25 protein-coding genes are annotated in these 26,141 nt (G+C 64.8%); 18 read left to right on the top strand and 7 right to left on the bottom strand.

Annotation, left to right across the window (positions count from 1 at the left end):
* Nucleotides 1-50: 50 nt before the first annotated feature.
* The 5 genes from lepB to recO all read left to right on the top strand — a co-directional run bounded on the left by lepB (nt 51) and on the right by recO (nt 3,848).
* Entirely contained in the window at nt 51-962 is a 912-nt protein-coding gene (lepB, locus tag ISS97_RS09850) for a signal peptidase I (protein WP_379986859.1), read from the top strand.
* A 150-nt stretch (nt 963-1,112) separates the two neighbouring features.
* Complete coding sequence (locus tag ISS97_RS09845) at nt 1,113-1,493, top strand: DUF4845 domain-containing protein (protein WP_379986860.1); 381 nt, start codon at nt 1,113-1,115, stop codon at nt 1,491-1,493.
* A 3-nt stretch (nt 1,494-1,496) separates the two neighbouring features.
* Entirely contained in the window at nt 1,497-2,153 is a 657-nt protein-coding gene (gene rnc, locus ISS97_RS09840; RefSeq protein ID WP_379986861.1) for a ribonuclease III, read from the top strand.
* Nucleotides 2,150-3,091 (top strand): GTPase Era, encoded by a 942-nt coding sequence (era, locus tag ISS97_RS09835; protein WP_379986862.1) that lies wholly within the window; start codon nt 2,150-2,152, stop codon nt 3,089-3,091. The genes rnc and era overlap by 4 nt, the downstream gene beginning before the upstream one ends.
* 46 nt (nt 3,092-3,137) lie before the next feature.
* Nucleotides 3,138-3,848 carry a DNA repair protein RecO gene (recO, locus tag ISS97_RS09830; protein WP_379986863.1) on the top strand — a complete coding sequence of 237 codons (711 nt, stop codon included), beginning with the start codon at nt 3,138-3,140 and terminating at the stop codon, nt 3,846-3,848.
* A 10-nt stretch (nt 3,849-3,858) separates the two neighbouring features.
* On the opposite strand, the gene ISS97_RS09825 is transcribed toward recO, so the two are convergent.
* Nucleotides 3,859-4,557, bottom strand: coding sequence for a response regulator (locus tag ISS97_RS09825; protein WP_379986864.1), 699 nt, complete (start codon nt 4,555-4,557; stop codon nt 3,859-3,861).
* A gap of 95 nt (nt 4,558-4,652) precedes the next feature.
* On the opposite strand from ISS97_RS09825, the gene ISS97_RS09820 reads away from it, so the two are divergent.
* From ISS97_RS09820 to ISS97_RS09780, 9 genes are all read left to right on the top strand, one after another.
* The gene (locus tag ISS97_RS09820; RefSeq protein ID WP_379986865.1) at nt 4,653-6,674 is read left to right on the top strand and encodes an AsmA family protein; all 2,022 of its coding nucleotides are present in this window, start codon (nt 4,653-4,655) and stop codon (nt 6,672-6,674) included.
* A 26-nt stretch (nt 6,675-6,700) separates the two neighbouring features.
* On the top strand, nt 6,701-7,309 hold the full coding sequence (locus tag ISS97_RS09815; protein WP_379986866.1) for a YdbL family protein: 609 nt from the start codon (nt 6,701-6,703) through the stop codon (nt 7,307-7,309).
* Nucleotides 7,310-7,385: 76 nt separating this feature from the next.
* A complete protein-coding gene (gene rlmD, locus ISS97_RS09810) occupies nt 7,386-8,702 on the top strand; it encodes a 23S rRNA (uracil(1939)-C(5))-methyltransferase RlmD (RefSeq protein WP_379986867.1) in 1,317 nt (438 codons plus the stop codon).
* A 268-nt stretch (nt 8,703-8,970) separates the two neighbouring features.
* Complete coding sequence (locus tag ISS97_RS09805) at nt 8,971-9,519, top strand: CYTH domain-containing protein (protein WP_379986868.1); 549 nt, start codon at nt 8,971-8,973, stop codon at nt 9,517-9,519.
* Complete coding sequence (gene nagZ / locus ISS97_RS09800; RefSeq protein ID WP_379986869.1) at nt 9,513-10,529, top strand: beta-N-acetylhexosaminidase; 1,017 nt, start codon at nt 9,513-9,515, stop codon at nt 10,527-10,529. Before ISS97_RS09805 ends, nagZ begins: the two co-directional genes overlap by 7 nt.
* Nucleotides 10,526-11,089, top strand: a complete 564-nt coding sequence (locus tag ISS97_RS09795; RefSeq protein ID WP_379986870.1) for a hypoxanthine-guanine phosphoribosyltransferase — start codon at nt 10,526-10,528, stop codon at nt 11,087-11,089. Before nagZ ends, ISS97_RS09795 begins: the two co-directional genes overlap by 4 nt.
* Before the next feature lie 20 nt (nt 11,090-11,109).
* Nucleotides 11,110-11,664: an NADPH-dependent FMN reductase gene (locus tag ISS97_RS09790; protein WP_379986871.1), complete on the top strand. Its 555-nt coding sequence runs from the start codon at nt 11,110-11,112 to the stop codon at nt 11,662-11,664.
* A 32-nt stretch (nt 11,665-11,696) separates the two neighbouring features.
* Nucleotides 11,697-12,440, top strand: a complete 744-nt coding sequence (locus tag ISS97_RS09785; protein WP_379986872.1) for an S-methyl-5'-thioinosine phosphorylase — start codon at nt 11,697-11,699, stop codon at nt 12,438-12,440.
* A 162-nt stretch (nt 12,441-12,602) separates the two neighbouring features.
* Nucleotides 12,603-12,806, top strand: a complete 204-nt coding sequence (locus tag ISS97_RS09780) for a cold-shock protein (RefSeq protein ID WP_324150468.1) — start codon at nt 12,603-12,605, stop codon at nt 12,804-12,806.
* Between the two features lie 100 nt (nt 12,807-12,906).
* Here ISS97_RS09780 and ISS97_RS09775 read toward each other — a convergent pair whose 3' ends face one another.
* Nucleotides 12,907-13,938, bottom strand: a complete 1,032-nt coding sequence (locus tag ISS97_RS09775) for a LacI family DNA-binding transcriptional regulator (RefSeq protein WP_379986873.1) — start codon at nt 13,936-13,938, stop codon at nt 12,907-12,909.
* A 367-nt stretch (nt 13,939-14,305) separates the two neighbouring features.
* Here ISS97_RS09775 and glk point away from each other — a divergent pair, with 367 nt between their 5' ends.
* The 4 genes from glk to ISS97_RS09755 all read left to right on the top strand — a co-directional run bounded on the left by glk (nt 14,306) and on the right by ISS97_RS09755 (nt 20,356).
* Nucleotides 14,306-15,307 (top strand): glucokinase, encoded by a 1,002-nt coding sequence (gene glk / locus ISS97_RS09770; protein WP_379986874.1) that lies wholly within the window; start codon nt 14,306-14,308, stop codon nt 15,305-15,307.
* Nucleotides 15,308-15,428: 121 nt separating this feature from the next.
* A complete protein-coding gene (locus ISS97_RS09765) occupies nt 15,429-18,446 on the top strand; it encodes a TonB-dependent receptor domain-containing protein (RefSeq protein WP_379986875.1) in 3,018 nt (1,005 codons plus the stop codon).
* A gap of 147 nt (nt 18,447-18,593) precedes the next feature.
* Nucleotides 18,594-19,622, top strand: coding sequence for a N(4)-(beta-N-acetylglucosaminyl)-L-asparaginase (locus ISS97_RS09760; RefSeq protein ID WP_379986876.1), 1,029 nt, complete (start codon nt 18,594-18,596; stop codon nt 19,620-19,622).
* The gene (locus ISS97_RS09755; protein ID WP_379986877.1) at nt 19,622-20,356 is read left to right on the top strand and encodes a copper homeostasis protein CutC; all 735 of its coding nucleotides are present in this window, start codon (nt 19,622-19,624) and stop codon (nt 20,354-20,356) included. Before ISS97_RS09760 ends, ISS97_RS09755 begins: the two co-directional genes overlap by 1 nt.
* Nucleotides 20,357-20,470: 114 nt before the next feature.
* Here the strand turns inward: ISS97_RS09755 and ISS97_RS09750 are convergent, their stop codons facing one another.
* The 5 genes from ISS97_RS09750 to ISS97_RS09730 all read right to left on the bottom strand — a co-directional run bounded on the left by ISS97_RS09750 (nt 20,471) and on the right by ISS97_RS09730 (nt 25,787).
* Nucleotides 20,471-22,243 (bottom strand): ABC transporter transmembrane domain-containing protein, encoded by a 1,773-nt coding sequence (locus ISS97_RS09750; RefSeq protein WP_379986878.1) that lies wholly within the window; start codon nt 22,241-22,243, stop codon nt 20,471-20,473.
* Between the two features lie 177 nt (nt 22,244-22,420).
* A complete protein-coding gene (locus ISS97_RS09745) occupies nt 22,421-23,533 on the bottom strand; it encodes an acyltransferase family protein (protein ID WP_379986879.1) in 1,113 nt (370 codons plus the stop codon).
* A gap of 234 nt (nt 23,534-23,767) precedes the next feature.
* Nucleotides 23,768-24,364, bottom strand: coding sequence for an IMPACT family protein (locus ISS97_RS09740; RefSeq protein ID WP_379986880.1), 597 nt, complete (start codon nt 24,362-24,364; stop codon nt 23,768-23,770).
* Nucleotides 24,361-25,236 carry a hypothetical protein gene (locus tag ISS97_RS09735; protein ID WP_379986881.1) on the bottom strand — a complete coding sequence of 292 codons (876 nt, stop codon included), beginning with the start codon at nt 25,234-25,236 and terminating at the stop codon, nt 24,361-24,363. The genes ISS97_RS09740 and ISS97_RS09735 overlap by 4 nt, the downstream gene beginning before the upstream one ends.
* Nucleotides 25,233-25,787, bottom strand: coding sequence for an RNA polymerase sigma factor (locus tag ISS97_RS09730; protein WP_379986882.1), 555 nt, complete (start codon nt 25,785-25,787; stop codon nt 25,233-25,235). The genes ISS97_RS09735 and ISS97_RS09730 overlap by 4 nt, the downstream gene beginning before the upstream one ends.
* Between the last annotated feature and the right edge of the window lie 354 nt (nt 25,788-26,141).

Below are 26,141 nucleotides of genomic sequence, written 5' to 3'. Positions count from 1 at the left end.
CCGCGCCCCATTTCCTGTTCCCCCGTTCCCCGTACTCATAGGAGCAAGGCATGGATTTCGATTTTTCGGCGATTCTGCTTGGCCTCACCGTGCTGTTCGGCGTGGTGTGGGGCCTCGATCGCCTGCTGTTCTACAAGAAGCGCAAGGCCAAGGCCGACGCGGCGGGACAGGATGTGCAGGACCCGGTGCCGGTCGATTGGGCTCGCTCGCTGTTTCCGGTAGTGCTGGTGGTGCTGTTGCTGCGCTCGTTCGTGGCCGAGCCGTTTCGCATTCCGTCCGGCTCGATGATGCCGACGCTCGACGTGGGCGACTTCATCCTGGTCAACAAGTTTGCCTATGGCCTGCGCATGCCGGCCTTCAACAATAAATTCGTGAGCCTGGGTGAGCCCAAGCGCGGCGATGTGGTCGTGTTCCGCTTCCCGGGTTATCTGTGCGAAGTGGACGGCAAGACGGTGCGCAGCGGCGACCAGAGCTGTGCCGATCCGCAGGCGCCGGTGCAGGGGCAAAACTGGATCAAGCGCGTGATCGGCCTGCCTGGCGATCACATCGAGATGCACGGCGATCAGTTGCTGATCAACGGTCAGCCGATAGCCGCCGACGAAGTGGGTCCCTATGTGGGCAATCCCAAGCGCGATGAGTCCCGCCTGATGCTGGAAATGGGCGCTACTGTGTGGAACGAGCACCTGCCGCGTGAAGACGGCAGCGTGATCAACCACCTCACGGCGCGCATGCCGGCCTACAACCGTCCGCCGCCGATTCCCAACGAGCGCGTACCTTCGGTGGTGCCGCAGGGGTGCTATCTGGTGATGGGCGACAACCGCTACAACAGCACGGATAGCCGTTGGTGGGGCTGCATGCCGGAGCAGAATCTGGCTGGCAAGGCGTTCCTGATCTGGCTGAGCTGGAAGGGTACGGACGCGGGCTGGGTGGACTTCTCGCGCATCGGTCGCCTGATCCATTGAGTAAAGCGTGACGGCGGTCGGCTACGGCGGGCGTGACGGCAGGCCCGCCATAGCGCGAAAATCCCGTTGGGCGCGACGCCGGATTCCCGGCGCCGTGGCACCATCCACATAAGCGGCGGGAACGCCTCCGGGCGGCATAGCGAGGGGACTATGAAATCGAAGCAATCGGGTATCACCCTGATCGGGTTTTTGCTGGTGCTGATCGTGGCCGCGTTCTTTGGCTACATGGCCATGAAGCTGGTGCCGGCCTACGCCGAGTTCATGGGCGTCAACAAGGCCATGAACCAGGTGGCCAGCGGCGGAGTGGAAGGCAAGACGCTGGATGACATCCGCCGCGACCTGCTGTTCAAAATGGGCTTTCAGTACGTGGATGACGCCACCATCAAGCCCAAAGACATCACCATCGACCGCAAGAACAATGCGGCTGCGCTGCATATCTCGTACGACAAGCGCATACCGTTCATGTACAACATCGACTTCCTGCTGCACTTCGAAAAGAGCGTCGCATTGCAGGGCAACGTAGGTTATTGAGGTTTGACCAAACTGACATACCGCTTCCGCGATCCGGCACTGGCGCAACTGGCACTGACCCATCGCAGCGCCGGCAAGCCGAACAACGAGCGGCTGGAATTCCTCGGCGACGCACTGCTAGGCGTAGTGGTCGCCGAGTTGCTTTACGAAGCCCATCCCCATGCCAGCGAAGGCGAGCTGTCGCGTTTGCGCGCACAGCTGGTGAATGGCCAGACCCTGGCGGTGATCGCCCGCGAACTGGAACTGGGCGACGAACTGAAGCTTGGCTCCGGCGAACTGAAAAGCGGCGGTTTCCGGCGCGACTCCATCCTCGCCGATGCCTTTGAGGCATTGTTGGCGGCGATCTACCTGGACAGCGATTTCGCTACCTGCCGCGAGGCTGTGCGGGAACTGTTCGCCGAGCGGGTCGCGGCGATTCCTCGCTCATCGAAGGATGCCAAGACCCGCCTGCAGGAATGGTTGCAGGCGCGCGGCTGGCCGTTGCCGAACTATGAATTGAAAGATAGCTACGGCGAGGATCATGCCAAGACCTTCGACGTCTCTTGCGCGATCATCGAACCGCAGCCGATCAGCGCCGAGGGCCGTGGCAGCAGCCGCCGCGCCGCCGAGCAGGACGCGGCCGAAGCCGTGCTGCGCCAATTGCAGGATTCCAAACCATGAATGACAACGACGACATCGAAGCTGGCGCACCTGCCGAACTGCCGCACGAAGATTTCCGCTGTGGCGCGGTGGCTTTGCTGGGACGTCCCAACGTCGGCAAATCCACTCTGCTCAATGCGCTGATCGGCTTCCGCCTTTCCATCGTCAGCCCGCGTCCGCAGACCACGCGCCACCGCATCCTGGGTATTGCCACCAACGAGGCCGGCCAGATCCTGTATGTGGATACGCCGGGCCTGCACCGCGGTGCCAAGCGGGCCATGAACCGCAGCCTCAACCGCGCCGCGCGTTCGGCCATCAGCGAGGTCGACCTCGCTGTGCAGGTCATCGAGGCAGGCCGCTGGACCGACGAAGATCAGGCGCTGTACGAAGCCCTGGTGGAACAGAAGGTGCCGCGCCTGCTGGCGATCAACAAGGTCGACTTGAGCAAGGACAAGTCGGTCATGCTGCCGTTTGTCGCCAGCCTGATGGAGCAGCACAGTTTCGACGAGGTCTACTACGTCAGCGCCCTCAAGCAGCAGGGCCTGAAGGAACTGGAGCAGGGCATTCTCAAGCGCCTGCCGGTGCAGCCGCCGGTATATGGCGAAGACGAAATCACCGATCGCAGTGAGCGCTTCCTGGCCGCCGAAATGGTGCGCGAGCAATTGATGCTGCGCCTGGATCAGGAGCTGCCCTACGCGACTACGGTCGAAATCGAGCAATTCAAGGATCGCGAGGATGGCATGGCCGAAATCCATGCCGTGATCTGGGTCGAGCGCGACGGCCAGAAGGCCATCGTGATCGGCAACGGCGGCGCCCAGCTCAAGGCCATCGGCACCGCCGCGCGCCGAAAGATGGAAGCTTTGTTCGAACGCAAGGTGTTCCTGCGCCTGTGGGTGAAGGTGCGCGAAGGCTGGGTGGACGACGAGACCATGCTGAAGAAATTCGGCTACACCGACTAAAGCGACCAGGAACGCGGGCCATTCCCGTTCCTGGTTTCCATAGGCCATGCAACTCCTTCAGCAGCCCGCCTACGTGCTCCATGCGCGGCCCTACCGGGAAACCTCGCTGCTGCTCGAATGCCTGACGCGCGATCATGGCCGCCTCGGCGTTGTGGCCCGTGGCGTACGACGTGAACGGGCACGTGTGCAGCGAGCGCAGCTCGAACCGTTTCAGTCACTGGCGCTCGACCTTCTGCTGCGCGGCGAACTTGCCACGCTTCAAGCAGCCGAAGGCGTTGGAGCACCGCAGCGCCTGATTGGCGACGCCGGCCTGGCCGGCCTCTATCTCAATGAGCTCGTAGTGCGCCTCACCGGGCGGCAGGATCCCCAGTCGGAACTGTTCGATGCCTATGCGCAAACGTTGGCCCGACTTGCGGCCGGGGAGCCGTTGGCGTGGACGCTGCGCCGTTTCGAACGCGACCTGCTCGACGCGATCGGCTACGCCCTGCAATTGGAATTCGACGGGGATTCGGGCGAACACGTCATCCCCGAGCAGCATTATCGCTACCAGATGGAATTGGGCCCGGTTGCGTGCCGGTCCGATCTGCCGCATGCCTTGCGCGGCAGCGATCTACTGGCGCTGACGCAGGACACCATGCCCGATGCCGCCGGGCTGTCGGCGTTGCGCGCGCTGATGCGCGAAGTGATCCGCTTCCATCTTGGCGGCACCGAACTGCGGGCCTGGCGCGTGCTGGCCGCGGCGATGTCGCGGCGCTGAATTTGCTCTTTCAGACTGCCGCAGGGCCGAGCGCTTCGATGGTTTCCAGCAAGGTACCGCGGAGGCGCTCGCGTAAGGCCGGTGTCATCGCGTGGCCGAGTTTGATGTGATCCTGCACCTGCGCCACGCGTGCCGTAAGCGCGGTGGCGCCGCAGAAGCCGCAAGAGGCGCGCAGGCGATGCAGTCGATCGGTCAGGTCGATCTCCGTGGCGGAGGTATCCAGGTCCTGATACAGGCCGACCAGCTCGTCGCGCAGCAGGTTGCGCATGGCCTGCATGATCTGCGGGCTGCCCGTGCTGGCCATGCCCTGGGCGTCATCGAGCAGCGGCAGCGTGGATGCATCGGGCTGCACCAGCGCCACGATGCGTCGCAGGTCGGCAAGGTCGCAGGGCTTTTGCAGCACGTCGCTGAAGCCGCCGGAAAGCAGCCGTTGGCGTTCGCCGGCATCCATCTCGGCACTGGTGGCCACGGCCGTACTGTCGGCCGAGGGGGCGGCGGGATCGTGGCGCAGCTCGCTCAACACCTGCTGGGCGCCGGCGCCGGGCATGCGGCAGTCAAGCAGCAGCAAGTCGAAGGCCTGTTCGCGGCCGCGGGCGATGGCGGCCTTGCCGTCGTTGCAGGCCTCGGCGTCGAGCCCCAGTGTACGCATGGCTTCGACCAGGAACAGGCGGCTGGCGGGATCGTCGTCGGCGACTAGAACTCGCAGCATAGAGCTGTCGGGAGAGGCAACGGGAGTGCCGGTCGGGAGGGTGTTGAACATGACGAGTCCATGTCGTTCAGCAGGTTTTGGCAGAATGGCGCGACATGCGTCCGACATCAAGCCACCTTTTGTTATATCTGTGCGTCCTGTTCGGTTTCGTGCCGGCCTTGCCTGCACGGGCCGATATCGTGCTGGGCGCCAAACTGGTGAGCGCCCCCGGGGTAAAGCTGCAGGACCTGCAGCTGCGCATCGGCGAGGACGGGCAGGGCGGTTTGCGCCTCGACCTGCAGGCTGCCAAGGCTGAAGTGCCGGCGCTTGGCTGGCGGCGTATCGGCGTGAACCTGCAAGGTACCCTGCAACGCGATCCGCACCTGCGCTGGCTGTTCGATGGCGGCGTACAGCTGGCGGGCGCACCGGGCAGTGCCTTCACGGATGCCAAGCTCGCCATGGTGCTGGACGATGCCGCCAACACCTTGCAGATCGACCTAAACCAGGGAAAGGCGCAAGCCAGCACCGCGTTGCCGTTGGACCAGCCCTCCCATGCCCAGATCAGCCTGAAGGGCCTGCCTGTTGGTTGGCTGCAGGGCCTGCTCGGCACCATGTGGTCGGGGCGCGCTACCGCCGGGCGGGTCGATGCCGATCTGGCGCTCGACGTGCAGAAGAACGGCATCCAGACCTCGGGCCAGTTTGGTCTGAGCGATGTCGGTTTCGATACGCCGTCCGGCACGCTCGCCGGGCAGCGCGTCAACGGCACTGGCCGACTCAACGTGGATACCACCACCGGGCCGGCGCGCATTGGTCTGGACGCCAGCCTGCGTGGCGGCGAACTGCTGCTGGGGCCGATCTACGCCAAGCTGCCCGATCACTCGGTGCAACTGGGCCTGGATGCCAGCGCGCACAACGGCGCACTGGAATTCGGGCGGCTGCGCGTAGGCGACGCCGATGCCATGCAGCTCGAAGGCTCGCTCGCCTTCGACGCCAAGGGCGAGCTGCAAAAGCTCAAGCTCGACAAATTCCAGGCCAGTTTCCCGGCGGCCTACCAGCGCTACGGCCAGTCCTGGCTGGCGACGCTGGGTATGCGCAACATGCGTATGTCGGGCCAATTGGGCGCCACACTCGATCTGGGCAGCGACGGCTTGCACAGCTTCTCGTTCGATACCGATGGCCTCGACTTCGCCGATGCCGACGGACGCCTGGCTGTCAGCGGCCTGCGCGGCGGCATGGACTGGGCGCTGCGCGGCACCCGCCCGGCCACCAGCCTGAGCTGGCGCGGCGTGCAGATCTACCGCCTTGCCAACGGCGCGGCCCAGACGAGCTGGCAAAGCCGCGACGGCAGCCTCGGTCTGCAGAAACCGGTTGACGTGCCGCTGTTGAACGGCCGCCTGCATATCGGCGATCTGGACTGGAAGCCCGCCGCAGCGAAAGGCCGACGCCTGACGACATCGCTGGCGCTGACCGGCGTGGATATGGCGGCCTTCAGCCGCGCCATGGGCTGGCCGGAATTCCCCGGCACGCTCGGCGGCGCCATTCCCGCCCTGCGCTGGGTGGACGATCGCTTCGAGCTGGAAGGCGGTCTCTCGGTCAACGTGTTCGATGGCTTCGTCGACGTCACGCGCCTGTCGGTGCAGGAGCCATTCGGCACCAGCCCGGTACTGGCTGGCGACATTACCCTGCGCCAACTCGATCTGGGCGCCATGACCAGTGTGTTCGATATCGGCAGCATCACCGGCCGGATGGACGGTTCGGTGGAAAATTTGCGCCTGGTGAACTGGAGTCCGGTGGCGTTCAAGGCACAGCTGCTGGCGGGCAGTGGTGGACGGATTAGCCAGCGCGCAGTGAACAGCATCGTGTCGGTGGGCGGCGGCGGTATCGCGGCCGGACTCCAGGGTGCGGTGCTGCGCCTGTTCAAGACCTTCGGCTACAAGCGCATCGGTTTGAATTGCAGCCTGCAGGGCACGGTGTGCCGCATGAGCGGACTGGATAGCGATGCGGACGGCTACACTATTGTCGAAGGCAGCGGTCTTCCCCGTCTTCAGGTCGTTGGTCACCAGACTCAGGTCGATTGGCCCACGCTTGTACGCCGTCTGAAAGCCGCCAGCGAAGGCGGCGGTCCCGAAGTTCACTGAGTGTCGTTGCCATTAGGGAGTTGATCATGCGCAAGCTCGTTTATCTGTTGCTGACTTCGCTGTTCGTCGCCCTGGTGGGCTGCGTCACGATCAATGTCTACTTTCCCGAAGCGGCGGCGCAAAAGGCTGCCGACCAGTTCATCGGCACCGTGCTGGACAACAGCAAGCCGGCGGTCAAGCCGGACGATAAAGACAGCAAGCTCGAACCGGCGAAACCCGGCAAGCAGCCGTCGGCGATGCTGCTGGATCTGCTGATTCCGGCCGCTTACGCCGCCGACACGCCGGACATCCGCATCCAGACCAGCACCACGGAAGCGATCCGCGCGCGCATGCAGAGCCGCTTCCAGGGGGGCTTGGGCGCGCTGTTCGACAGCGGCGCCGTGGGCTTCACCAAGGATGGCCTGGTCGCCGTGCGTGATGCCTCCAAGGTGCCGCTGAACCAGCGAGCCGAAGTCAGTGCCACCGTGGCCGACGAAAACCGTGACCGCAGCGCGCTGTATCGTGAAGTGGCCAATGCCAACAGCCATCCCGAATGGGAGTCGCAGATCCGCGCTACCTTTGCCAAGGGCTGGATCGAGAAGGCCCGGTCCGGCTGGTATTATCAGGACGCCTCGGGCGCGTGGAAGCAGAAGTAAACCGCTGTCGCGCCTCTCTCTCACTTTCCGCGCGCCTGGATCCCAGCATCCGGGCGCGCGTCTTTTGTCAGTCGCAATGAAAGAATTCGAAGCCAGCATTACCGACCTTAGCCACGATGGCCGTGGCGTGACCCACATCGACGGCAAGGCCGTGTTCGTTTCAGGGGCTTTGCCGGGCGAGGAGGTGCTGTTGCGCATCCGCAAGCGCCATCGTCATTTCGACGAAGCCGAAGTGGTCGAGTTGCGCACGCGGTCATCGCATCGTGTCGAGCCGAAGTGCCGCCACTACGGCCAATGCAGCGGCTGCTCGCTGCAGCACCTGGATGCCGAGTCGCAGATCGAGGCCAAGCAGCGGGTGCTGGCCGAGAATTTCGAGCGCATCGGCAAGGTCAGTCCCGCATCGTGGCTGCCGCCGCTGACCGACCAGCCCTGGGGCTATCGCCGCAAAGGCCGGCTGTCGGTGCGCAATGTGGTCAAGAAGGGGCGGGTGCTGGTCGGCTTTCGCGAAGAAGACAATCCGCGTTTTGTCGCCGATATCGAGCAGTGCGAAGTGGCGCATCCGGCGCTAGGCCCCAAGATCGGCCTGCTCGCCGCGCTGCTCAGCACGATGGACGCGGCGGCCGATATCGCGCAGATCGAATTCGCCGCCGGTGACGACACCGTCGCCCTGGTATTCCGTCACCTCAAGCCGCTGAGCGAACGCGATCTTGCCGCGCTCACCGCTTTCGGTCAGGAACACGGTTTCGCCATCTATCTGCAGCCCGGCGGCATCAGCAGTGTGCATCCGCTGTGGCCGGAACATCCGCGTCTGGCTTTCCGCATTGCTAGCGGTCGTGATGATGTGCAGGACGTAGAGCTGGAATTCCGTCCGCTTGACTTCGTGCAGGTCAATGCCGGCATGAACCAGCGCATGATGGCGCGCGCGATGGAGCTGCTCGATCCGCAGCCCACCGACCGCGTGCTCGATCTGTTCTGCGGCCTGGGCAACTTCACCCTGCCGATCGCGCGCCGCGTGGCCGAAGTGGTCGGTGTGGAGGGCGAGCACGGACTGGTCGAGCGTGCGGCGGAGAACGCCATGCGCAACGGCATCGGCAACGCACGCTTCGAAGTCGCCAACCTGTTCGAGGATCAGCGCAACGCCACATGGGCCAAGCAGTCCTGGGACAAGCTGTTGCTCGATCCGCCGCGTGCCGGTGCCGACAAGGTGTTGGAGTATTTGCCGCATCGCGAGACGCGCCGCATTGTCTACGTTTCCTGCCATCCGGGTTCGCTGGCGCGCGATGCGGGCATCCTGGTGCAGAAGCACGGTTTCCGCCTCAGCTCGGCGGGTGTGATGGACATGTTCCCGCATACCGCGCACGTCGAATCCATCGCCCTGTTCGAGCGCGATTGAGAGCCTGCTCCATGTCTTTTCGTAGCCCGCGTTGCTTGTCCGTAGGCGCCAGGTGGTGGGGCGTGGCGCCGGGCCTGGCTGGCTGCAAGGCCAAGCCGCGCACCGCCGCATGGCGCCTACGGACAAGCAACCCTTCGGGCCGGGTCTGTTTGCGCGCAGGTCGGCGTCATCACTCGGTTGTGTACGGACGTACACGCCCTCGTTCTTCCTTGTCCTGCGCGCAAACAGCTCCCGGCGCGGGCTATGAAAAGACATGGAGCAGGCTCTAATGGGCGTCGAGATCGAACGTAAGTTTCTCCTGCACAGCGAGGCGTGGCGTCCGGCCGTGGAACGGAGCGAGCGCATCGCGCAGGGCTACCTGGTGGGTGCCGAAGCCTTGCGCGCCGGCCATACGCGCGCCTCCGTACGCGTACGCCGCGCGGGTGAGCGCGCCTGGCTCAATATCAAATCCGCGCAGCTGGGCATCGAGCGGGCCGAGTTCGAGTACCCAGTGCCGCTGGCCGACGCCGAAGCCCTGCTGGCCAGCCTGTGTGACGGCGTGCTGGAAAAGTTTCGCCACATCGTCACCGTTGACGGGGTAGTGTTCGAGATCGACGAGTTTCTCGGCGACAACGCCGGGCTCGTGGTAGCCGAAGTGGAACTGGACGCGCCGGACGCCGCTTTCCCTCGCCCCGCCTGGCTGGGGCGTGAGGTCAGCGCGCTGGCGCGCTATTACAACGTCAATCTGATCGAGCACCCGTATGCGTGCTGGACATCGGCCGAGCGGAATGCCGACGACGCGGGACAGCATCCCCTAGGAGAGCAGACTTCATGTTGATGATTGGTCTGGCCGGGCTGGAACTATCTGCTGCCGAGCGGACATGGCTGACCTCGCCGGGTGTTTCCGGTGTGCTGCTGTTCGCCCGCAACTTCGCTTCGCGTGAACAGGTGTCCGCGTTGATCGAGTCGATCCGCGAGGTGGCCGGCGAGGACTTCCTGGTCGCCGTCGATCAGGAGGGCGGCCCGGTGCAGCGCTTCCGCGATGGCTTCACGCGATTGCCAGCCTTGGCCAGTGTCGGCGAGGTTTACGATCGTCGTCCGAAGGAGGCCATTCGCCTGGCCGAGGAGCACGCCTGGGTGATGGCGAGCGAGATGCGTGCCATCGGTGTCGACTTCAGCTTTGCGCCCGTGGTCGATCTGGCTCGCGGTAACGCAGCCATTGGCCTGCGCGCTTTCCATGCCGATCCCACCGCCGCCGCCGAACTGGGCCAGGCCTATGTCCGCGGCATGCATCTGGGCGGCATGGCGGCGGTGCTCAAGCATTTTCCCGGTCACGGTTCGGTGGAAGTCGACACGCACAAGGCGGAGGCGATCGATCCGCGCAGCCTGGATGTCATCCGTCGCAACGATCTGTATCCCTTCGCCGAATGCATCGAGGCGCGGGTCGAGGCAGTGATGATGGCGCACGTGATCTATCCCGCCGTGGACCCGCAGCCGGCCGGTTTCTCCAAGGTGTGGATCCAGCAGATCCTGCGTCAGGAGCTCGGCTTCAAGGGGGCGGTGATCAGCGACGACATCAGCATGGCCGCGGCAGGTGCCGCAGGCGGTGTCGCCGCACGCGTACATGCGCATCTGGATGCAGGCTGCGACCTGGTGCTGGCCTGCTTCCCCGACGTGGTGGATGAAGCCATCGCCGCGGTGCAGGGCCGCGCTGCCGCCGCACCGGAACGCCTGGCCGCACTGCGCGGCGCGCTGGGCGCTACCTGGGAAGGGCTTACCGATAACCCGCAGCGCGACCGTTTCATCGCGCGCATAACGGCGCTGGACGCCGAGGAAGGCAACGCATGACGACACCCGTGGCTCCGACTCCCATGCCCCCGCTCAGCGCCGCGCTGGCCTCAGCCGATCTGCTGTTCGATCGCGCCACACTGGAAGGCGTGATCGCCGACCTGGGGCGCCGCATCGACGCCGCACTCGATGGCGAGCGCGCAGTCTTCCTCACGGTGATGAATGGTGCGCTGATCTTCGCGGGCCATCTGGCGCTGGCGATCCGCACCGATCTGGAATTCGACTACGTGCATGCGACTCGCTACCGCGGCGCCACCTCCGGCAGCGAGCTGCACTGGCTGCGTGAGCCGCTGGTGCCGCTGGAAGGACGCACCGTGCTGCTGGTCGACGACATCCTCGATGAAGGCCACACGCTGAAAGCTGTGCGCGACGACTGCGTGCGCCGCGGTGCAAAGCGCGTACTGATAGTGAGCCTGTGCACCAAGCAGCATGACCGCCTGGTCGATGGCATCGGCGCCGACTTCAATGGCGTGGAGCTGCCTGACCGCTATGTGTTCGGTTTCGGTATGGACTACCACGAGCAGGGTCGTAACTTGCCAGGCATCTACGCGCTCAAGTGAGTCTTGCCAGTGGGGACTGCATGAACATTCTGGGTATCTCGGGCAGCCTGCGGGCTGCCTCGTTCAATACGGCGCTGCTGCACGCGGCGCAGGAACTGGCACCCGACGGCATGGCCATCGGGATCCATCGCCTGCATGATCTGCCGCTGTTCGATCAGGACGTGGAAGAGCAGGGCGATCCGGCGCCGGTGGTGGCGCTGAAGCAGGCCATCGATGCCGCCGACGGTTTGCTGCTCGCTTGTCCGGAATACAACGGCGGCATCACCGGCGTGCTCAAGAACGCCATCGACTGGGCCTCGCGCGCAGGCCGCGACCGCAAGACATCGGCGCTGGCCGGCAAGGTTGTCTGCATCATGGGCGCCAGTCCGGGGATCACCGGCACCGTACGTGCGCAGGATGCCTTGCGCCTCGTATTGCGCCGCGCCGGCGCCCAGACCGAGCCATTGGGCGAAGTGCTGGTGTTCCAGGCGCATACCAAGCTGGTCGATGGCAAGCTGGTCGATGAGCGTACCCGCGACGCACTGGCACGCCATCTGCAAAGTTATGCAACCCGGCTCGCCTTGCTGCGCGGCTGAAATCGTTTTCTTTTTGAATCCAGGACTGACCCGTGAATATTGACTTGGCCGTCATCGGCGGCAGCGGCTTGTACAGCTTCCCCGGCCTCGAGAACGCCACGCGGCATAGCGTGGACACCCCGTTCGGGCCGGCCTCGGGGGATGTGGTGATCGGCGACTTCGCCGGTAAGCGTGTCGCCTTCATGGCGCGCCATGGCGAAAGCCATACGGTGCCGCCGCACCGGGTGAACTATCGCGCCAATCTGTGGGCCTTGCATTCGCTGGGCGCGCGCACGGTGATCGGTGTCAACGCCGTCGGCGGGATCCGCGCCGATATGGGGCCGCGCGTGATCGTGGTGCCCGATCAGGTCATCGACTACACCCACGGACGCTACACGAGCTTCTGCGATATCGAAGGCGCGGAGGTAAAGCACATCGACTTCAGCGAGCCGTACACCGAGGCGTTGCGCCGCCGCCTGATCGTGGCGGCCGGGCGTGCCGGCGTGCCCGTGCTCGATGGTGGCTGCTATGGCGCCACCCAGGGACCGCGGCTGGAGACCCGCGCCGAAATCGCCCGCATGCGGCGCGATGGTTGCGATCTGGTCGGGATGACCGGCATGCCGGAGGCGGTGCTGGCGCGCGAGCTGGACATCGCTTACGCCTGCCTTGCGCTGGTCGCCAATTTCGCTGCCGGTTGCGGCGACGAAGCGGAAATCAGCATCGAGGAAATCTTCGCTCACCTGGCTGCGGCCACCGCCGAAGTGCCGCGCATTCTTGCGGAGCTGCTCAAAAGCTAAGCAACACTGCCTACCAGGTCATGGCAATACGCGCCCGGATATTGCGCTTTACCATGAAACATGTTGATACTTCCCATGTGCCAGGGGCGGCGGACCAAGGGGTTGTGGTGGTTCTATGCGAAACCATGGCGCATCCAACTCCATGATTCAGAGGTTCACGCAATGCGTTTCGGTACGGTCAAGTGGTTCAACGACGCCAAGGGTTTCGGCTTCATCGCGCCTGAGGACGGTGGGGAGGACGTGTTCGTCCACTTTTCGGCGATCAACTCCAAGGGCTTTCGCAGCCTGCAGGAAGGCCAGCGCGTGAAGTTCGAAGTGACCACGGGCCCGAAGGGTGCCCAGGCTTCGGGCGTTGAAATCGCGTAAGTGATTCGTCGAGCCGGCGTTGCGTCGGCCATCAAATCAAAAAAATCTCGCACCGCAAGGTGCGAGATTTTTTTATGCCCGCAATGTGCGTGGATGACGCTCATCGCTTCGCCGTGCGCGGCGGGGCGGTGGAGCCGCGGATGACCAGTTCCGGCACAAAGCGCTCGCTGCCCGCTGCAACGCCTTTCTGCAACTGATCCAGTAGGCGCGAGGCCGCATGCTTGCCGATCTCGCTGGTCGACTGGCTGGCCGTCGTGAGCGCCGGCCATGCCTGGCGCGAAAACGGGTTGTCCTCGAAGCCGGCGATGGAAAGGTCCCACGGCACGTCCAGCCCCGCCGAGCGTGCCGCCGCGAGCGCGCCCGCGGCGATCTCGTCGTTGCTGCCGAAGATAGCGGTCGGCGTCTCCTTGCCGGCCAGCAGTTTGCGCGCGCGACGGAAGCCGTCCTCGTACACGTAGGTGCCTTCCAGCACGTATTTCTTTTTGATCGGTATGCCGTGCTCCTTCATCGCGTCGGCATAGCCCTGGTAGCGCTCCGCGCTGGAGCGGTATTGCGGGTCGCCCCACAGAAAGGCGATCTCGGTATGCCCGAGCTGGACCAGGTAGGCCGTGATGGCATACGCCGCCTTGTGATCGTCGACATACACGCACGGTGCGCCGTCGCGGGGATCGTTGCGCGCGGCGATGATGCGCGCGTAGTCCACCTTGTTGGCTTTGAGCTTGGCCAGCAGCCGCGGGTTCTCCGACATCGGCGGCGTGAGCACCAGGCCGGCGAGCCGCGCGTTCTTGGCCAGCAGGCACAACTCGTCCACCAGCTTCGGCGACGCCGCGTCGCACGGATAGATCAGTAGCTCGTAGCCGCGTTCCCGGCATGCAGCCAGCACACCGTTCTGCAGGCTGAGGATGTAGTTGGCGTTGGGGTTGTCGTCGTAGACCAGGGCGATGGTGAACGAGCGGGTGCCGCGCAGGCTGCGTGCGGTGGCGTCTGGTTGGTACTGCAGCGTGTCGATTGCGCGCCGCACTTTCTGGATGGTGTCGGCATGCACTGTGGGTTCGCGGTTGATCACCCGCGATACCGTCATCGGCGAAACGCCGGCAAGACTGGCGACATCTTTGATGGTGGGCTTGCGCAACGCAACGCGCTCCATGTCGGTGATAACGCATCCTAGCCCAAGCGGCCGCCGGCGGATGCAGGTGATGACTCGTCGTGGCGCGATATCCAGGTATCGTTACCATCAATGATGGATGCGGCGACTTCATTCGGTCGACACGCGCAGGCTGGCGTCCAGCCAGATCGCGCCATCCATCGACTCGCGATAGCGCATATACACCTTATATATAAGCATCATGGCGACAGATATCCCGCCCGGAGCTCTCCCTCCGTGCGCGTTAGATGGACTCATTTGCAACCATTGATAACGTTACCATTCGTGATTTAGCATCAGTCCAAGTGACAAGGGCGCGGCATCTTCGTGTCCATCGCGTGACTGGGGGACGGCAATGCGGGATCGTGGGTGGGAGGCATCGACACAGGCGCCGCGGGTCGTACTGGCAGCCGACGTGGGCGGTACGCATGCGCGTGTCGGTCTGGTCAATGCCTCACCGCAAGGCCAGGCGCCGGTACTGGCGCACGAGCGCTACGCCTGTTCGGCCTGGCCGGGACTCGCGGACATCCTGGACGATTTCCTTGCGCGGCACGGGGCAGGCCATGCGGTTGAGCAAGGTGCGCTTGCCGTCGCCGGTTATGTGCGCGACGACGAACTGGTCGCGGAGAATCTGCGCTGGCCAGTGAAGCTTTCCGGGCTGCGCCAGCGGCTCGCCTTGCGCCAGCTCGATGTCGTCAACGATTTCGAAGCGCTGGCCTATGCCACGCAATACCTCGACGAGCGCGACAGCATCGCGGTGATTGATGCCCCGGCGGCACAAGGGCCGACGGTGGTGGTCGGCCCCGGCACCGGCCTGGGCTGCGCCTTGCTGCTGCCGGACAAGGCAGGGGCCACCGTTTTGCCCAGTGAAGGCGGCCACGTCGCACTGGCGCCAGGCAATGAGCGCGAGGTCGAGCTGCTGCAACTGCTCGCACGCGGCCGCGACTATGTGCATACCGGACACGTGCTGTCAGGTCCTGGTCTGGTCAATCTTTACCGCGCGCTCGCCGAGCTCGAACAGCAGGCGGCGATCCATACGCAGCCCGAGCAGATCAGCGCCGCGGCCATGTCGTCGCGTGATCCGCTGGCGCACGAGGCGCTGCAGATCTTCTGCGCCATGTTGGGCAGTTTCGCGGGCGATCTGGCCATTCTGTTCAAGGCTTCCGGCGGTGTGCTGCTCGCCGGCGGCATCCTGCCGCACATCTGCTCCTTCCTTCCGCACAGCGAGTTCCGCCAGCGCTTCTTCAACAAGGGCGTGATGCGCGAATTCCTTGGCGGCGTACCTGTGCGCCTGATCGAGCACGGTCAGCTCGGCATGGTGGGCGCCGCGGGTTTGCTGGTGCGCGGCGAGACGTGAATGACATCGGCCGGGCGCCGTCGGCCCGGCCACGCACGACGGCCGCACAGGTCCAGTCATGCGGAGACCGGGGAATCCTCGGCGGCAATACAACATCAACAGTCATGGGTGAGGTGAGGGCATGAAGGTAATGAATCTTCGCGGACAGGGTTTGTCCCGCAATGCGCTGGCGTGGGTCGTGGGGCTTGCCTTGAGCGGCACGGTCTTCGCGCAGTCGACCACCGGCACGATCTTCGGCACGATCGGCGGCGACGCCAAGAACGCCTCGGTGCTGGTGCAAGGCGACAATGGTGTATCGCGCCGCATTCCGGTCGGCGCGGATGGCCGTTACCAGGCTGGCGCCTTGCCGTTGGGTGTGTACACCGTGAGCCTGGAACGCCAGGGGGCGGTGGTCGCCAGCCGCGAGCAGGTCGCGCTGCGCGTCAGCAGCGGTACCCAGGTGGATTTCGCCGGCACGGGTGCCAGCGCCTCCACCACTAATCTGCAGGGTGTGCAGGTCACCGCGAATGGGTTGCCGCCGATCGACGTCAGCAGTGTCGACTCGCGCACCGTGATCACCTCGGCCCAGCTCGACACACTGCCGCTCGCGCGCACCGCCGAAGACATTGCCTTGCTGGCACCGGGCACGGTGAGTTCCGGCTCCAACTTCGGCAGCCGTATTGGCGGCGGTGGCGACCTCGTGTCGTTCGGTGGCTCTTCGGGTGCGGAGAACGCGTATTACATCAACGGCTTCAACACCACCGATCCGTACAAGGGCGAGGGTGCGCTGCAGTTGCCCTACGGTTCCATCGATCAGCAGGAAGTGCTCACCGGCGGCTACAGCGCGATGTATGGCCGCTCCGACGGCGGCGTGATCAGCCAGGTCGGCAAGAGCGGTACCAACGAGTGGCATTTCGGTGCGCAGGTGCAGTGGAGCCCGCGCTCGCTGATGTCTTCGCCGGACGACATTCTCTACGCGCGCAACCGCTATGCCGGCAAGCTGTACGACTACCGCCAGGACGACAAGAGCTGGACAACCACCTATAGCGCGTATGTGGGCGGCCCGCTGATCAAGGATCGCCTGTACTTCTTCGTGGCCGCGGAAGCCGACAAGCAGCAGGGCACGCAGACCACCACCAGCGACGCAAGCAGTCCCTCGCAACAGCGCTACTCCAACACCACGCCGAAGTGGTACGCCAAGCTCAACTGGAACATCACCGACAACCACCTGCTCGAACTCACCGGCATCTCCAGCAAACAGAGTACCTCGGGCACCAATTACGCGTTCGATTACGCCACCCATCGCGCCGGTGCGGTGCAGTCGTATGCCGACCACGCCAAGACCGGCGGCGACGGCTACATTGCCAAGTACACTGGCTATCTCACCGACAACATCACGTTGACCGCGATGTACGGCAAGATGCGCCTGCATGACTACCAGAGTCCGGTGAACTACGACCCGAGCCTGCCGTTCCTGCAGAACATCCAGGACCAGAACCTGGCCCTGACCGGCGGTCGGCCGATCGGCAACAGCCAGGCCACCTTTTCGGTGCCGTCGCCGAACCAGGGTTCGCAGAACACCAACCTGCGCATCGACCTCGAATGGCGCCTGGGCGATCACAAGATCAACCTGGGCATTGACGACCAGACGCCGCGCACCATCGATCAGGGCAGCAACAGCGTCAGCTGGACCTACGCGCACAACAACGACGCCACCGCGCCGGTCGATCCGGGCAACGGTATCGGCGCGCCCGGCGGCAACGGTTATTACGTGGTCAAGGAAGTGGTCTCCGGCGCGGCCAGCGTGAGGACCGTGGAGCACGCGCAGTACATCGAGGACACCTGGCAGATCAACGACCGCTTTCTGCTCAACGTGGGCCTGCGTAACGACGCCTTCGCCAACTACAACAACAGCGGCCAGAAATTCACCTCGCAGAACCACAACTGGTCGCCGCGTGTCGGCTTCAGCTGGGATGTGTACGGTGACGCCAGCCTCAAGGTGTACGGCAATGCCGGCCGCTACTACCTGGCGATCAACAACAACACGGCCTATGACGGCGCCACCGGTTACGCCTGGAACCGCAGCTATTTCACCTACACTGGCATCGACGCCAATGGCATGCCGACTGGCCTGAAGCCGTTCGGCTATTTCGACGTCAACGGCCACACCGGCCAGGCGCCCGATCCGCGCACGGTGGCTTCCACCAATCTTGGTGCGGAGTACCAGGATGAATTCATCCTCGGCGCTACCAAGCTGCTGAGTCCGGAGTGGGTGGCTGGCGTCAAGGGCACCTATCGCGTGCTGCGCCAGATCTCCGACGACGTCTGCGACAGCGACAATCTGCTGATCGCCAAGACCAAGGCCATGTATGGCCTGACCGACGACCAGATCACCGCCAACCGTGGCGCTTGCTACATCTTCAATCCCGGCAAGACCAACGACTTCCAGGTGCTGACCAACCAGGGTTACGTCAAGGTGCCGATGACCAACGGGGACTGGGGCTTCACCCAGGGTCCGAAGCGCAAGTACTACGCGCTGGAGACGTTCCTGGAGCATCCGCTGGGGCAGGGCAATTGGGGCGGCCGCGTCAGCTACGTGTTCTCGCGCAGCTACGGCAACTCCGAAGGTCTGCTGCAGGTGTCGCGCGGCACCGATTCGGTCGGTGTGACGCAGGACTGGGACAACGCTTATGTGATGGATCGCGCCAACGGCGTGCTCGGCAACAATCGCACGCACCAGATCAAGGCGTATGGCGTGTATCGCATCTCGCCGGAATGGATGGTGTCGGGCGTGGTCAACCTCGCTTCGGGCGGTCCGCACAACTGCCTGGGCTTCTTCGGTCCCAACCAAACCCAGCCCGACGGTTACGGCTCGTACTATCACTGGTGCAACGGCAAGCCGTCGGTGCCCGGTTCGATGGGCGATCTGCCGTGGACCCATCGCGTGGACTTGAACCTGACCTATCGCCCTGCCTTCGCCGACCACAAGCTGGCCTTCAACCTGAGCGTGTTCAATGCGCTGAACCAGCAGCGTCCGCTGGTGCTGTACACGCGCTACAACAGCAACAACACACCGGACAAGCTCAACGATCTGTACGACACGGTGAAGGTGATGGAGTCGCCGCGCTACGTGCGCTTCGGCATCAGCTACGACTATTGACCCGCGCGCCCGTGACCGGCGGCTCCCATAAGGGGGCGCCGGTCACGGGCGGCAGCCTGTACCCTGTGCCGGTTGCCGCATGATGGTTTTATCCGAACCCGCTTTATCCGAACCTAACCTTATTCAAACCTGCCCAGGAGACACCTGATGGCCGATCGCCGTCGCTTTCTCAAGACCGCCGCGCTGGGTATGTCCGCGGCGGCCCTGTCCGCCAAGATGCTGCCCGCCCACGCCGGCAGCAAAACTGCAGCCGGCACGGCCGGTGTCGCGCGCGTCATCTCCACCTGGGATTTCGGTATCCCCGCGAACCAGGCCGCATGGACCGTACTCAGCAAAGGTGGCAGCGCGCTCGACGCGGTGGAAACCGGCGTACAGGTGCCTGAGGCCGATCTCAAGAACCACAGCGTGGGCCGCGCGGGCTATCCCGATCGCGACGGCAAAGTCACGCTCGATGCCAGCATCATGGACGCCGACGGCAACTGCGGCGCGGTCGCCGCGCTGGAACATATCGCGCATCCGATCCAGGTGGCCCGCCGGGTAATGGAGCGCACGCCGCATGTGCTGCTGGTCGGTGATGGCGCCTTGCAATTCGCGCTGGAACAGGGCTTCAAGAAAGAAGAATTGCTCACGCCGGAATCCCGCCAGGCCTGGCAGGAGTGGCTGAAGACCGCGCATTACCAACCCAGCGCCAACAGCGAAGTACGCGACTACGGCAAGGGCGGTCTGCCCGGTGGCAAGGACAATCACGACACCATCGGCATGCTCGCCATCGATACCCATGGCCGCCTGGCCGGTGCCTGCACCACCAGCGGCATGGCGTGGAAACTCCACGGCCGCGTCGGCGACAGCCCGATCATCGGTGCGGGTCTCTACGTGGATGGCGACGTGGGCGCAGCTACTTCTACCGGCGTCGGCGAAGAAGTCATCCGCAACGCCGGCAGTTTCCTGGTCGTGGAATTGATGCGTCAGGGACGCTCGCCGCAGGAGGCCTGCCACGAGGCCGTGATGCGCATCGTCAAGCGCCGCCCGAATGCGTCCAAGGATCTGCAGGTCGGCTTTCTCGCCATGAACCGTCACGGCGAAGTCGGCGCGTTCGCGATCCAGCCCGGCTTCTCCTACGCCGTCTGCGATGCCGCGAAGCAGGATGGCCTGATCCCGGCCAAGAGCGTCTACTGATGAGCCAGGGTTTCCTGCTCGAGGTGGCGGCCAATTCGGTGGCGTCGGCCGTGGCCGCGCAGGAAGGTGGCGCGGGGCGCGTCGAGCTATGCACCGCGCTCGAGCTGGGCGGCCTCACGCCATCCATGGCGCTGATCGCGATGGTGCGCGAGCGTCTGCACATTCCACTGTATGTGCTGATCCGCGCGCGTGCCGGCGATTTTCTCTACAACGACCTCGAATGCGAGCTGATGCGGCGCGATATCGAAACCTGCGCTGCGCTCGCCTGTGATGGCGTGGTGCTTGGTGTGCTGGATGCCGAGGGTGCTATCGACAAGGCACGTTGCAGGATGTTGATCGAAGCGGCCGGCGAGATGGGCGTGACCTTCCATCGCGCCTTCGATATGACGCGCGACCCGGAGCAGGCGCTGGAAGACATCATCGAACTCGGATGCGAGCGCGTACTCACCTCTGGCGCACAGGCCAGCGCGCCGGAAGGCGCGCCGTTGATCCGGAAGCTGGTTACGCAAAGCACCGGACGCATCACCGTGATGCCAGGCGCCGGAGTAAGCGCACAGAACATCGCCGCGCTCGCCAAAGCCACCGGCGCCCACGAATTCCACGCCTCAGCGAAGCAATTGCTGCCCTCCGGCATGCGTCACCAGCGGCCGGCATTACACGACATGGAAGGCGGCGAGTGGCGCAGTGATGTGCGCCAGGTGCGCGAACTGACGGACCAACTTCACCGCCTGTAGGAGCGCACCCTGTGCGCGAAAGCCCTGCGCAGCAGGGCTGTTTTTGCCACATAGAAAAGAGCAAGGCCCTGCTGCGCAGGGCTTTCGCGCACAGGGTGCGCTCCTACCAACACATCACGCCACGAACTGCAGCCTTGCCAGCTCCGCGTACAAGCCACCTTCGGCGAGCAGGCTCTCGTGCGTGCCTTGCGCCACGATGCGGCCGCCATCCATCACCACGATGCGATCGGCGCGCTGCACCGTCGCGAGGCGATGTGCGATCACCAGGGTCGTGCGCCCCTTCTCGAGGCGCTCCAGCGCCTGCTGGATCGCCGCCTCGGATTGCGCATCCAGTGCCGACGTCGCTTCGTCGAGCAACAACAGGGGCGCATCGCGCAGGATCGCTCGAGCGATCGCAATGCGCTGCCGCTGACCACCGGAGAGACGCACGCCGCGCTCGCCCAGTTCCGAGGCGTAACCCTCGGTCAATGCGTTGATGAATTCGTGCGCTTCCGCCGCGCGTGCTGCGTCGCGCACTTCGTCGTCGCTGGCATCCTGACGACCGAAGCGGATGTTGTCGGCAGCCGAGCCGCTGAAGATCACCGTCTCCTGCGGCACCAGCGCAATCGCGCCGCGCAGGTCGGACAGGGTGAGCGCACGCAGGTCGACACCGTCGACACTGATGCGGCCGCTTTGCGGATCGTAGAAGCGCAACAGCAGTGCGAGCACCGTGCTCTTGCCCGCGCCGGAAGGGCCGACCAGGGCCACCGTTTCGCCGGGGTGGATCTGCAGGTTGAAGTCATGCAGCGCCGGCGCATCCGGACGCGTGGGGTAATGGAAACTCACCTGCTCGAAACGCAGCGCGCCGCTCATGGGCTTCGGCAGCGGTGTCGGCGTGACCGGGTTGGTGATCTCCGCGCGCTCATGGAACAGCTCGCCGATACGCTCCATGGCGCCGGCCGCGCGCAGCACATCGCCCCATACCTCGGAAAGGCTCGCCACCGAGCCGGCCGCGAAGATCGCATACAGCACGAACTGGCTCAGCAAGCCGGCCGTGAGGTTACCGGCGAGCACATCGCGTGCGCCGATCCACAGCACCAGGGTGATCGCGCCGAACATCAGCACGATCACCGTCGCCGTCAGCAGTGAGCGCGTGCCGATGCGCTTGCGCGCCGTGGCGAGTGCGCGGGCGATGGCGCCGCCGTAGCGCGTGCTCTCAATGTCTTCACGCGCATAAGCCTTCACCGCCGGTGCGGCATTGAGGGTTTCGTTGGCAATGGCCGCGGCATCCGCCAGGCGATCCTGGCTGGCCCGCGACAACTTGCGCACGCGGCGGCCGAACAGCAGGATCGGCAGCATCATCGCGGGGATCACCAGCGCGGTGAAGCCGGCCAGTCGCGGAATGGTCCACACCATCGCCACTACCGCGCCGATCAGCGTCACCGTGCTGCGCAGCGCCACCGAGATGCCGGAGCCGATCAGCGCCTGCACCACTTCAGTGTCCGTGCCCAGGCGCGAAATCAGTTCGCCCACGCGGCTGCGTTCGAAGAAGCCCACATCCAGCCGGATCACATGCGCGTACAGCTTGGAACGCATCGAGGCCAGGGCGCGTTCGCCCAGCAGGGTGATGCAGAAATAGCGCGCGGCCGTGGACGCGGCGAGTACCAGCGCCACGCCGAACAGGCCAAGGAAGGTCGTGTTGATGGTGGCGGCGCTCTCCGCGCCGAACCCCTGGTCGATCATGTGACGCACCGCCATCGGCAGCACCAGCGTGGCTGCCGAGGAAATCCCCAGGAACGCCAGCCAGCCGATCGCCAGTGCGCGATGCGGCTTGAGGAAAGGCCAGAGCTGGCGCAGGGCGCCGAGGCGGCGCTTGGGTGAGGTATCGGTCGCCGGAGGTACGCTCATGAAATTCGCCGCATGCTGGACCCGTTCCACATGGGGGTCTCGAAGGGCGATTCAATCACAGAGGTGCGGATGGGTGCTGAGATGGCGCCCCACATTTCAATCCTTCCCCTTCGGGAGATGGTGCTGGTCCCACGGGGACTACCTACGGGGTGCCGAAGGGAGAGGGGCTTAAAAGCATCAAGCCCCGGCCGATTTCGGCGCAAACACGGTCGGTGCTACCTCGTGCGGCCGCTTCTGCATCCGGTCACGCATCCGCAGGAACGGCCTTTCCACGGTGTAGTAGAGCAACGCACCCCCGGCCAGCGTTACCACGGCATAAACCGTAAACGCCGCCAGGCCCTGAATCTGCGGATGCTCCGCCAGCGCCGCCTGTACCAGATGAAACACGATCTTGTGGCTCAGATAGAGGCTGTACGAAACCAGCGCGACCCAGCCGGCGCCCGGCACACGCCAGCGACCCAGCCAGCACGACGGGCTCGTTCCCGCCACTACCACCAACGCCAGCCCCCAGGACAGCAGCGGGTAACCCAGCACCGTAGCCAGCAGACCGGCGCGATCCTGAAAAATCACGAGAGAGAAACCGACCGCGGCAAGCCCTCCAAGCAACAGCAGTCCGGCCTTGTCCTGCAGGCGCTGCCACCACGCCGGGCGATAGGCCTGGATACTTGCCAGCACCACGCCAGCCAGCAGGCCATCGATACGGTTGTAGGTGGGGTAATAGATCACTTCGACAAAGCGCCCATCCATGTGATGCCACAGATAACCGCGCAGCCACATGCCGCCGATGGTCAGTGCGACGCACAGGCCGACGAACTTGCCGACGGAAGGGTGCCGCACCAGCCACCAGGCCAGGAACGGAAACAGCAGATAGAAGTGTTCTTCCACGCACAACGACCAGACATGCGAGAACGCCTGGTTGTGCCGATAGTCGATCAGGAAATTGACGGTGTAGGTAAGGAACTGCCACAGCGGCTGGATACCTTCGGCTTCCCGCGCCCAGGGCAGGGTGAAGTACACCGCCAGCACGACCAGATAGGCCGGCAGCACGCGGAAGCTGCGTCGCATATAGAAGCGCCCGAACGCCAGCGGCCGACCCTGGCTCAGCGGCTTGAGCAACTGCGAGCCGATCAGGTAGCCGCTCAGCACAAAGAACAGATCCACCCCCATCCAGCCGTTCCTTTCCAGGAAGCTGAAGCTGTCGCCGAGTCCGCCGACGATGTAGGAATGGAACAGCATCACCCACACGATGGCGATGGCGCGCAACAGGTCGAGGCCGGGCAGGCGCTGCATGGTTTTCCTTTTCCCCTAGAGTCCATGGACGGCGCGCGGTGCCGCGCCAGCGCGCGATTATGCGGACGCCCGCGGCAGTGCGCGAGGCGGCCTGCTGGCTTTTTGATGGCAGCGTTGAACGCGCGCTGTAGGAGCGCACCCTGTGCGCGAAAGCCCTGCGCAGCAGGGCCATGCTCTTTCTCATGTAGCAAAAGCGGCCCTGCTATGCAGGGCTTTCGCGCACAGGGTGCGCTCCTACGACAGCACTCGCGCCTCGGTGCGGCCGCGTGTGATATCGGTAATGCGTGCCTGCGCGTTGGTTACCTGGCTTTCCGGCAAACGCAACTGCAAGGTCACGCCATCGGCACCAAAGTCTTCCTGTTCGATCTGCGCGCCAAGTTCTCTCAGGCGCGCCTTCAACAGCGCCAGCTCGGCGAACTCGCAATGCAGTCCAAGCCGGGCCATCGCGATGATCGGCAAACGCTCGGCCACTCGAAGGCATTCGGCCGCGGTGCCGCCATAAGCGCGAACGAGCCCGCCCGCACCCAGCTTCACACCACCGAACCAGCGTGTGACCACCACGACCGCGCGATCGATGCCCTGGCCTTCGATCGCCTGCAGGATCGGACGGCCTGCGGTGCCGCCGGGTTCGCCATCGTCATTGAATCGATAATCCTGGCCGATGCGATACGCCCAGCAGTTGTGCGTCGCCGCCGGGTCGCTGACCTGGCGCACAAAGGCCAGCGCCTGTTCCGGCGAATCCACCGGAGCGGCCTGGGCCAGGAAGCGGCTCTTCTTGATGTCCTCGGCGTGCTGGCAGGGTCCGGCAAGCGTATGCGTCGCTGCGCTCATGGCGTCAGCAATTGCTCGCGCAGATCGTCGGGCAGCGGGTAGTCCGGATGATCGCGATGCAGATCCGCCAGCCGCTGCCGTGCTTCGTTGCGCTGGCCGGCGGTGAGCAGGTGGCGGATCTTGTCGAGTTCCTGCGCGGGCGTGTCGTGCGCATCGCGCGTCGTGTCCGCCGGTGGCGCCATCGCCGGTGCGGGAGCGGGTGCCGCCGCGGCCATCGGTGCGGGTGCCGCCATCATGCGCGTCGCCGGTGCCGCTTTCGCGCGTGCGGCTTCGCCGGATACCAGCGCGGCAGGGTGGTCGTAAGCGATCGCCTGATCCGCCGCCTGTGCCTGTGCGGGCGCCTGTACCGGTGCCGTTTCGGCACGAGACATCGCCAGCGATGGTTCGGCCGGCGCATAGCTGGGCGCGTTCTTCATCGCTGTTGCGTTGATGTGCGCACTACGTCGGGTTTGCACGGGCGCAGGCGCCGGCTGCGCAGCGACGACCGTCGCCTGCAACTCAGACTTCCCGGGTGCGGCTTGCTTGGTGGCCAGTTGCTCCTCGACGGCGGGCGCTGCGCCTGCATTGGCTGCGACCGTTGGCGCAGGCGGCGCTTCCAGCGTCGTGGCACCCGGTGCGGACGGAACCGTCGCCACCGGCATGTCACGCATGCGCCAACCCAAGCCGGCCGCCAGCACCAGCACGGCCGCGCTACTTAGCGCCACCGGCCAGCGCGCACGACGGCGACGTGCCGGCTGCACCGCCTGCGCGGCGGCGCGCAGCACGGCGGCATCGAGTGCCGGGCCGGGCTCTTTGTGCGGCAGCTTGCGATACAGCGCCGCCAGCTCGTCCTCGCCGGGCAAACGTTCGTCGTCGGGATGATGCGTATTCATTCGGCCAGCTGCTCGCGCAGTTTGTTCATGGCATAGCGCAGTCGCGACTTCACGGTTTCGCGGCCGGCCCCGGTGACTTCGGCAATCTCCTCCAGGCTCAAGTCCTGTTCCAGGCGCAATAGCACCGCTGTGCGCTGCTCGTCCGGCAATTGTTCGATGGCGCGCTGCAGGCGCCGGCGCTGCTCAAAATCGGACAGTGCATGCTCCGGCTGCTCCTGCGGCGGTATCTCCACCTGGGCCAGCACCAGCTCGGCCGCTTCGCCCTCCAGCATCGGCCGCTTGCGGCGATGGCTGTCGATCAGCAGGTTATGCGCGATCTGCAGTAACCACGTAGTGAACTTCGCCTGCGGCTGATAGCGTTCGCGTGCCGCGATCACCCGGCTCCAGGTGTCCTGGAACAACTCCTCCGCCACCGCCTGGTCACGGCAAGTCCGCAGCAAAAAGCGGTACAGCGTGCCGCGATGACGCGCGTACAGTGCCTCGAATGCGCTCAGGTCACCCTGCGCATAGGCCAGCATCAGCGTTGCGTCCTCGTCCACCGTGGCATCCATGGGCGGCGAGGGTAAGCGAAATCGCCGGCGGGGGTAAGCCAGTGGAAGGGAAAGGGGTGGAGCGAGTGCGTTCATCTCTATGGGTGGAACGCGGTGGGGGGCTGTGTGGGGTCAACGTGGCGAGGGGCTTTGGTTCGCGCGCTCCAGGTTGGGTTGTCTCGACCTGGCCGCTTACGCAGCGGGCGTTCCGTCTCGCTGCCGCGAGTCGGGTCACTTTCTCTTTGCTGGCCTGTATGGACCGGACACATGGGTAACAAACGTGCCAGGACATAGGTAACAGTTTAGTCGGCCTCGCGCAGGTCGATACTGGCAAGGCAGTGGTGGGCGAAGAAGAGGTCGTAGATGCCGTCTTGG

Origin of the sequence: Dyella koreensis (genome assembly GCF_044904565.1) — a bacterium.
Taxonomy (GTDB): domain Bacteria; phylum Pseudomonadota; class Gammaproteobacteria; order Xanthomonadales; family Rhodanobacteraceae; genus Dyella_D; species Dyella_D koreensis.
This window is presented reverse-complemented; position numbering and strand designations above follow the sequence as displayed.

Excerpts from the sequence above, each read along its gene's own strand:
- lepB (WP_379986859.1), top strand. The coding sequence starts at position 51 with ATGGATTTCGATTTTTCGGCGATTCTGCTTGGCCTCACCGTGCTGTTC.
- ISS97_RS09845 (WP_379986860.1), top strand. The coding sequence starts at position 1,113 with ATGAAATCGAAGCAATCGGGTATCACCCTGATCGGGTTTTTGCTGGTG.
- era (WP_379986862.1), top strand. The coding sequence starts at position 2,150 with ATGAATGACAACGACGACATCGAAGCTGGCGCACCTGCCGAACTGCCG.
- recO (WP_379986863.1), top strand. The coding sequence starts at position 3,138 with ATGCAACTCCTTCAGCAGCCCGCCTACGTGCTCCATGCGCGGCCCTAC.
- ISS97_RS09825 (WP_379986864.1), bottom strand. The coding sequence starts at position 4,557 with ATGCTGCGAGTTCTAGTCGCCGACGACGATCCCGCCAGCCGCCTGTTC.
- ISS97_RS09820 (WP_379986865.1), top strand. The coding sequence starts at position 4,653 with ATGCGTCCGACATCAAGCCACCTTTTGTTATATCTGTGCGTCCTGTTC.
- ISS97_RS09815 (WP_379986866.1), top strand. The coding sequence starts at position 6,701 with ATGCGCAAGCTCGTTTATCTGTTGCTGACTTCGCTGTTCGTCGCCCTG.
- rlmD (WP_379986867.1), top strand. The coding sequence starts at position 7,386 with ATGAAAGAATTCGAAGCCAGCATTACCGACCTTAGCCACGATGGCCGT.
- ISS97_RS09805 (WP_379986868.1), top strand. The coding sequence starts at position 8,971 with ATGGGCGTCGAGATCGAACGTAAGTTTCTCCTGCACAGCGAGGCGTGG.
- nagZ (WP_379986869.1), top strand. The coding sequence starts at position 9,513 with ATGTTGATGATTGGTCTGGCCGGGCTGGAACTATCTGCTGCCGAGCGG.
- ISS97_RS09795 (WP_379986870.1), top strand. The coding sequence starts at position 10,526 with ATGACGACACCCGTGGCTCCGACTCCCATGCCCCCGCTCAGCGCCGCG.
- ISS97_RS09790 (WP_379986871.1), top strand. The coding sequence starts at position 11,110 with ATGAACATTCTGGGTATCTCGGGCAGCCTGCGGGCTGCCTCGTTCAAT.
- ISS97_RS09780 (WP_324150468.1), top strand. The coding sequence starts at position 12,603 with ATGCGTTTCGGTACGGTCAAGTGGTTCAACGACGCCAAGGGTTTCGGC.
- glk (WP_379986874.1), top strand. The coding sequence starts at position 14,306 with ATGCGGGATCGTGGGTGGGAGGCATCGACACAGGCGCCGCGGGTCGTA.
- ISS97_RS09765 (WP_379986875.1), top strand. The coding sequence starts at position 15,429 with ATGAAGGTAATGAATCTTCGCGGACAGGGTTTGTCCCGCAATGCGCTG.
- ISS97_RS09760 (WP_379986876.1), top strand. The coding sequence starts at position 18,594 with ATGGCCGATCGCCGTCGCTTTCTCAAGACCGCCGCGCTGGGTATGTCC.
- ISS97_RS09755 (WP_379986877.1), top strand. The coding sequence starts at position 19,622 with ATGAGCCAGGGTTTCCTGCTCGAGGTGGCGGCCAATTCGGTGGCGTCG.
- ISS97_RS09750 (WP_379986878.1), bottom strand. The coding sequence starts at position 22,243 with ATGAGCGTACCTCCGGCGACCGATACCTCACCCAAGCGCCGCCTCGGC.
- ISS97_RS09745 (WP_379986879.1), bottom strand. The coding sequence starts at position 23,533 with ATGCAGCGCCTGCCCGGCCTCGACCTGTTGCGCGCCATCGCCATCGTG.
- ISS97_RS09740 (WP_379986880.1), bottom strand. The coding sequence starts at position 24,364 with ATGAGCGCAGCGACGCATACGCTTGCCGGACCCTGCCAGCACGCCGAG.
- ISS97_RS09735 (WP_379986881.1), bottom strand. The coding sequence starts at position 25,236 with ATGAATACGCATCATCCCGACGACGAACGTTTGCCCGGCGAGGACGAG.
- ISS97_RS09730 (WP_379986882.1), bottom strand. The coding sequence starts at position 25,787 with ATGGATGCCACGGTGGACGAGGACGCAACGCTGATGCTGGCCTATGCG.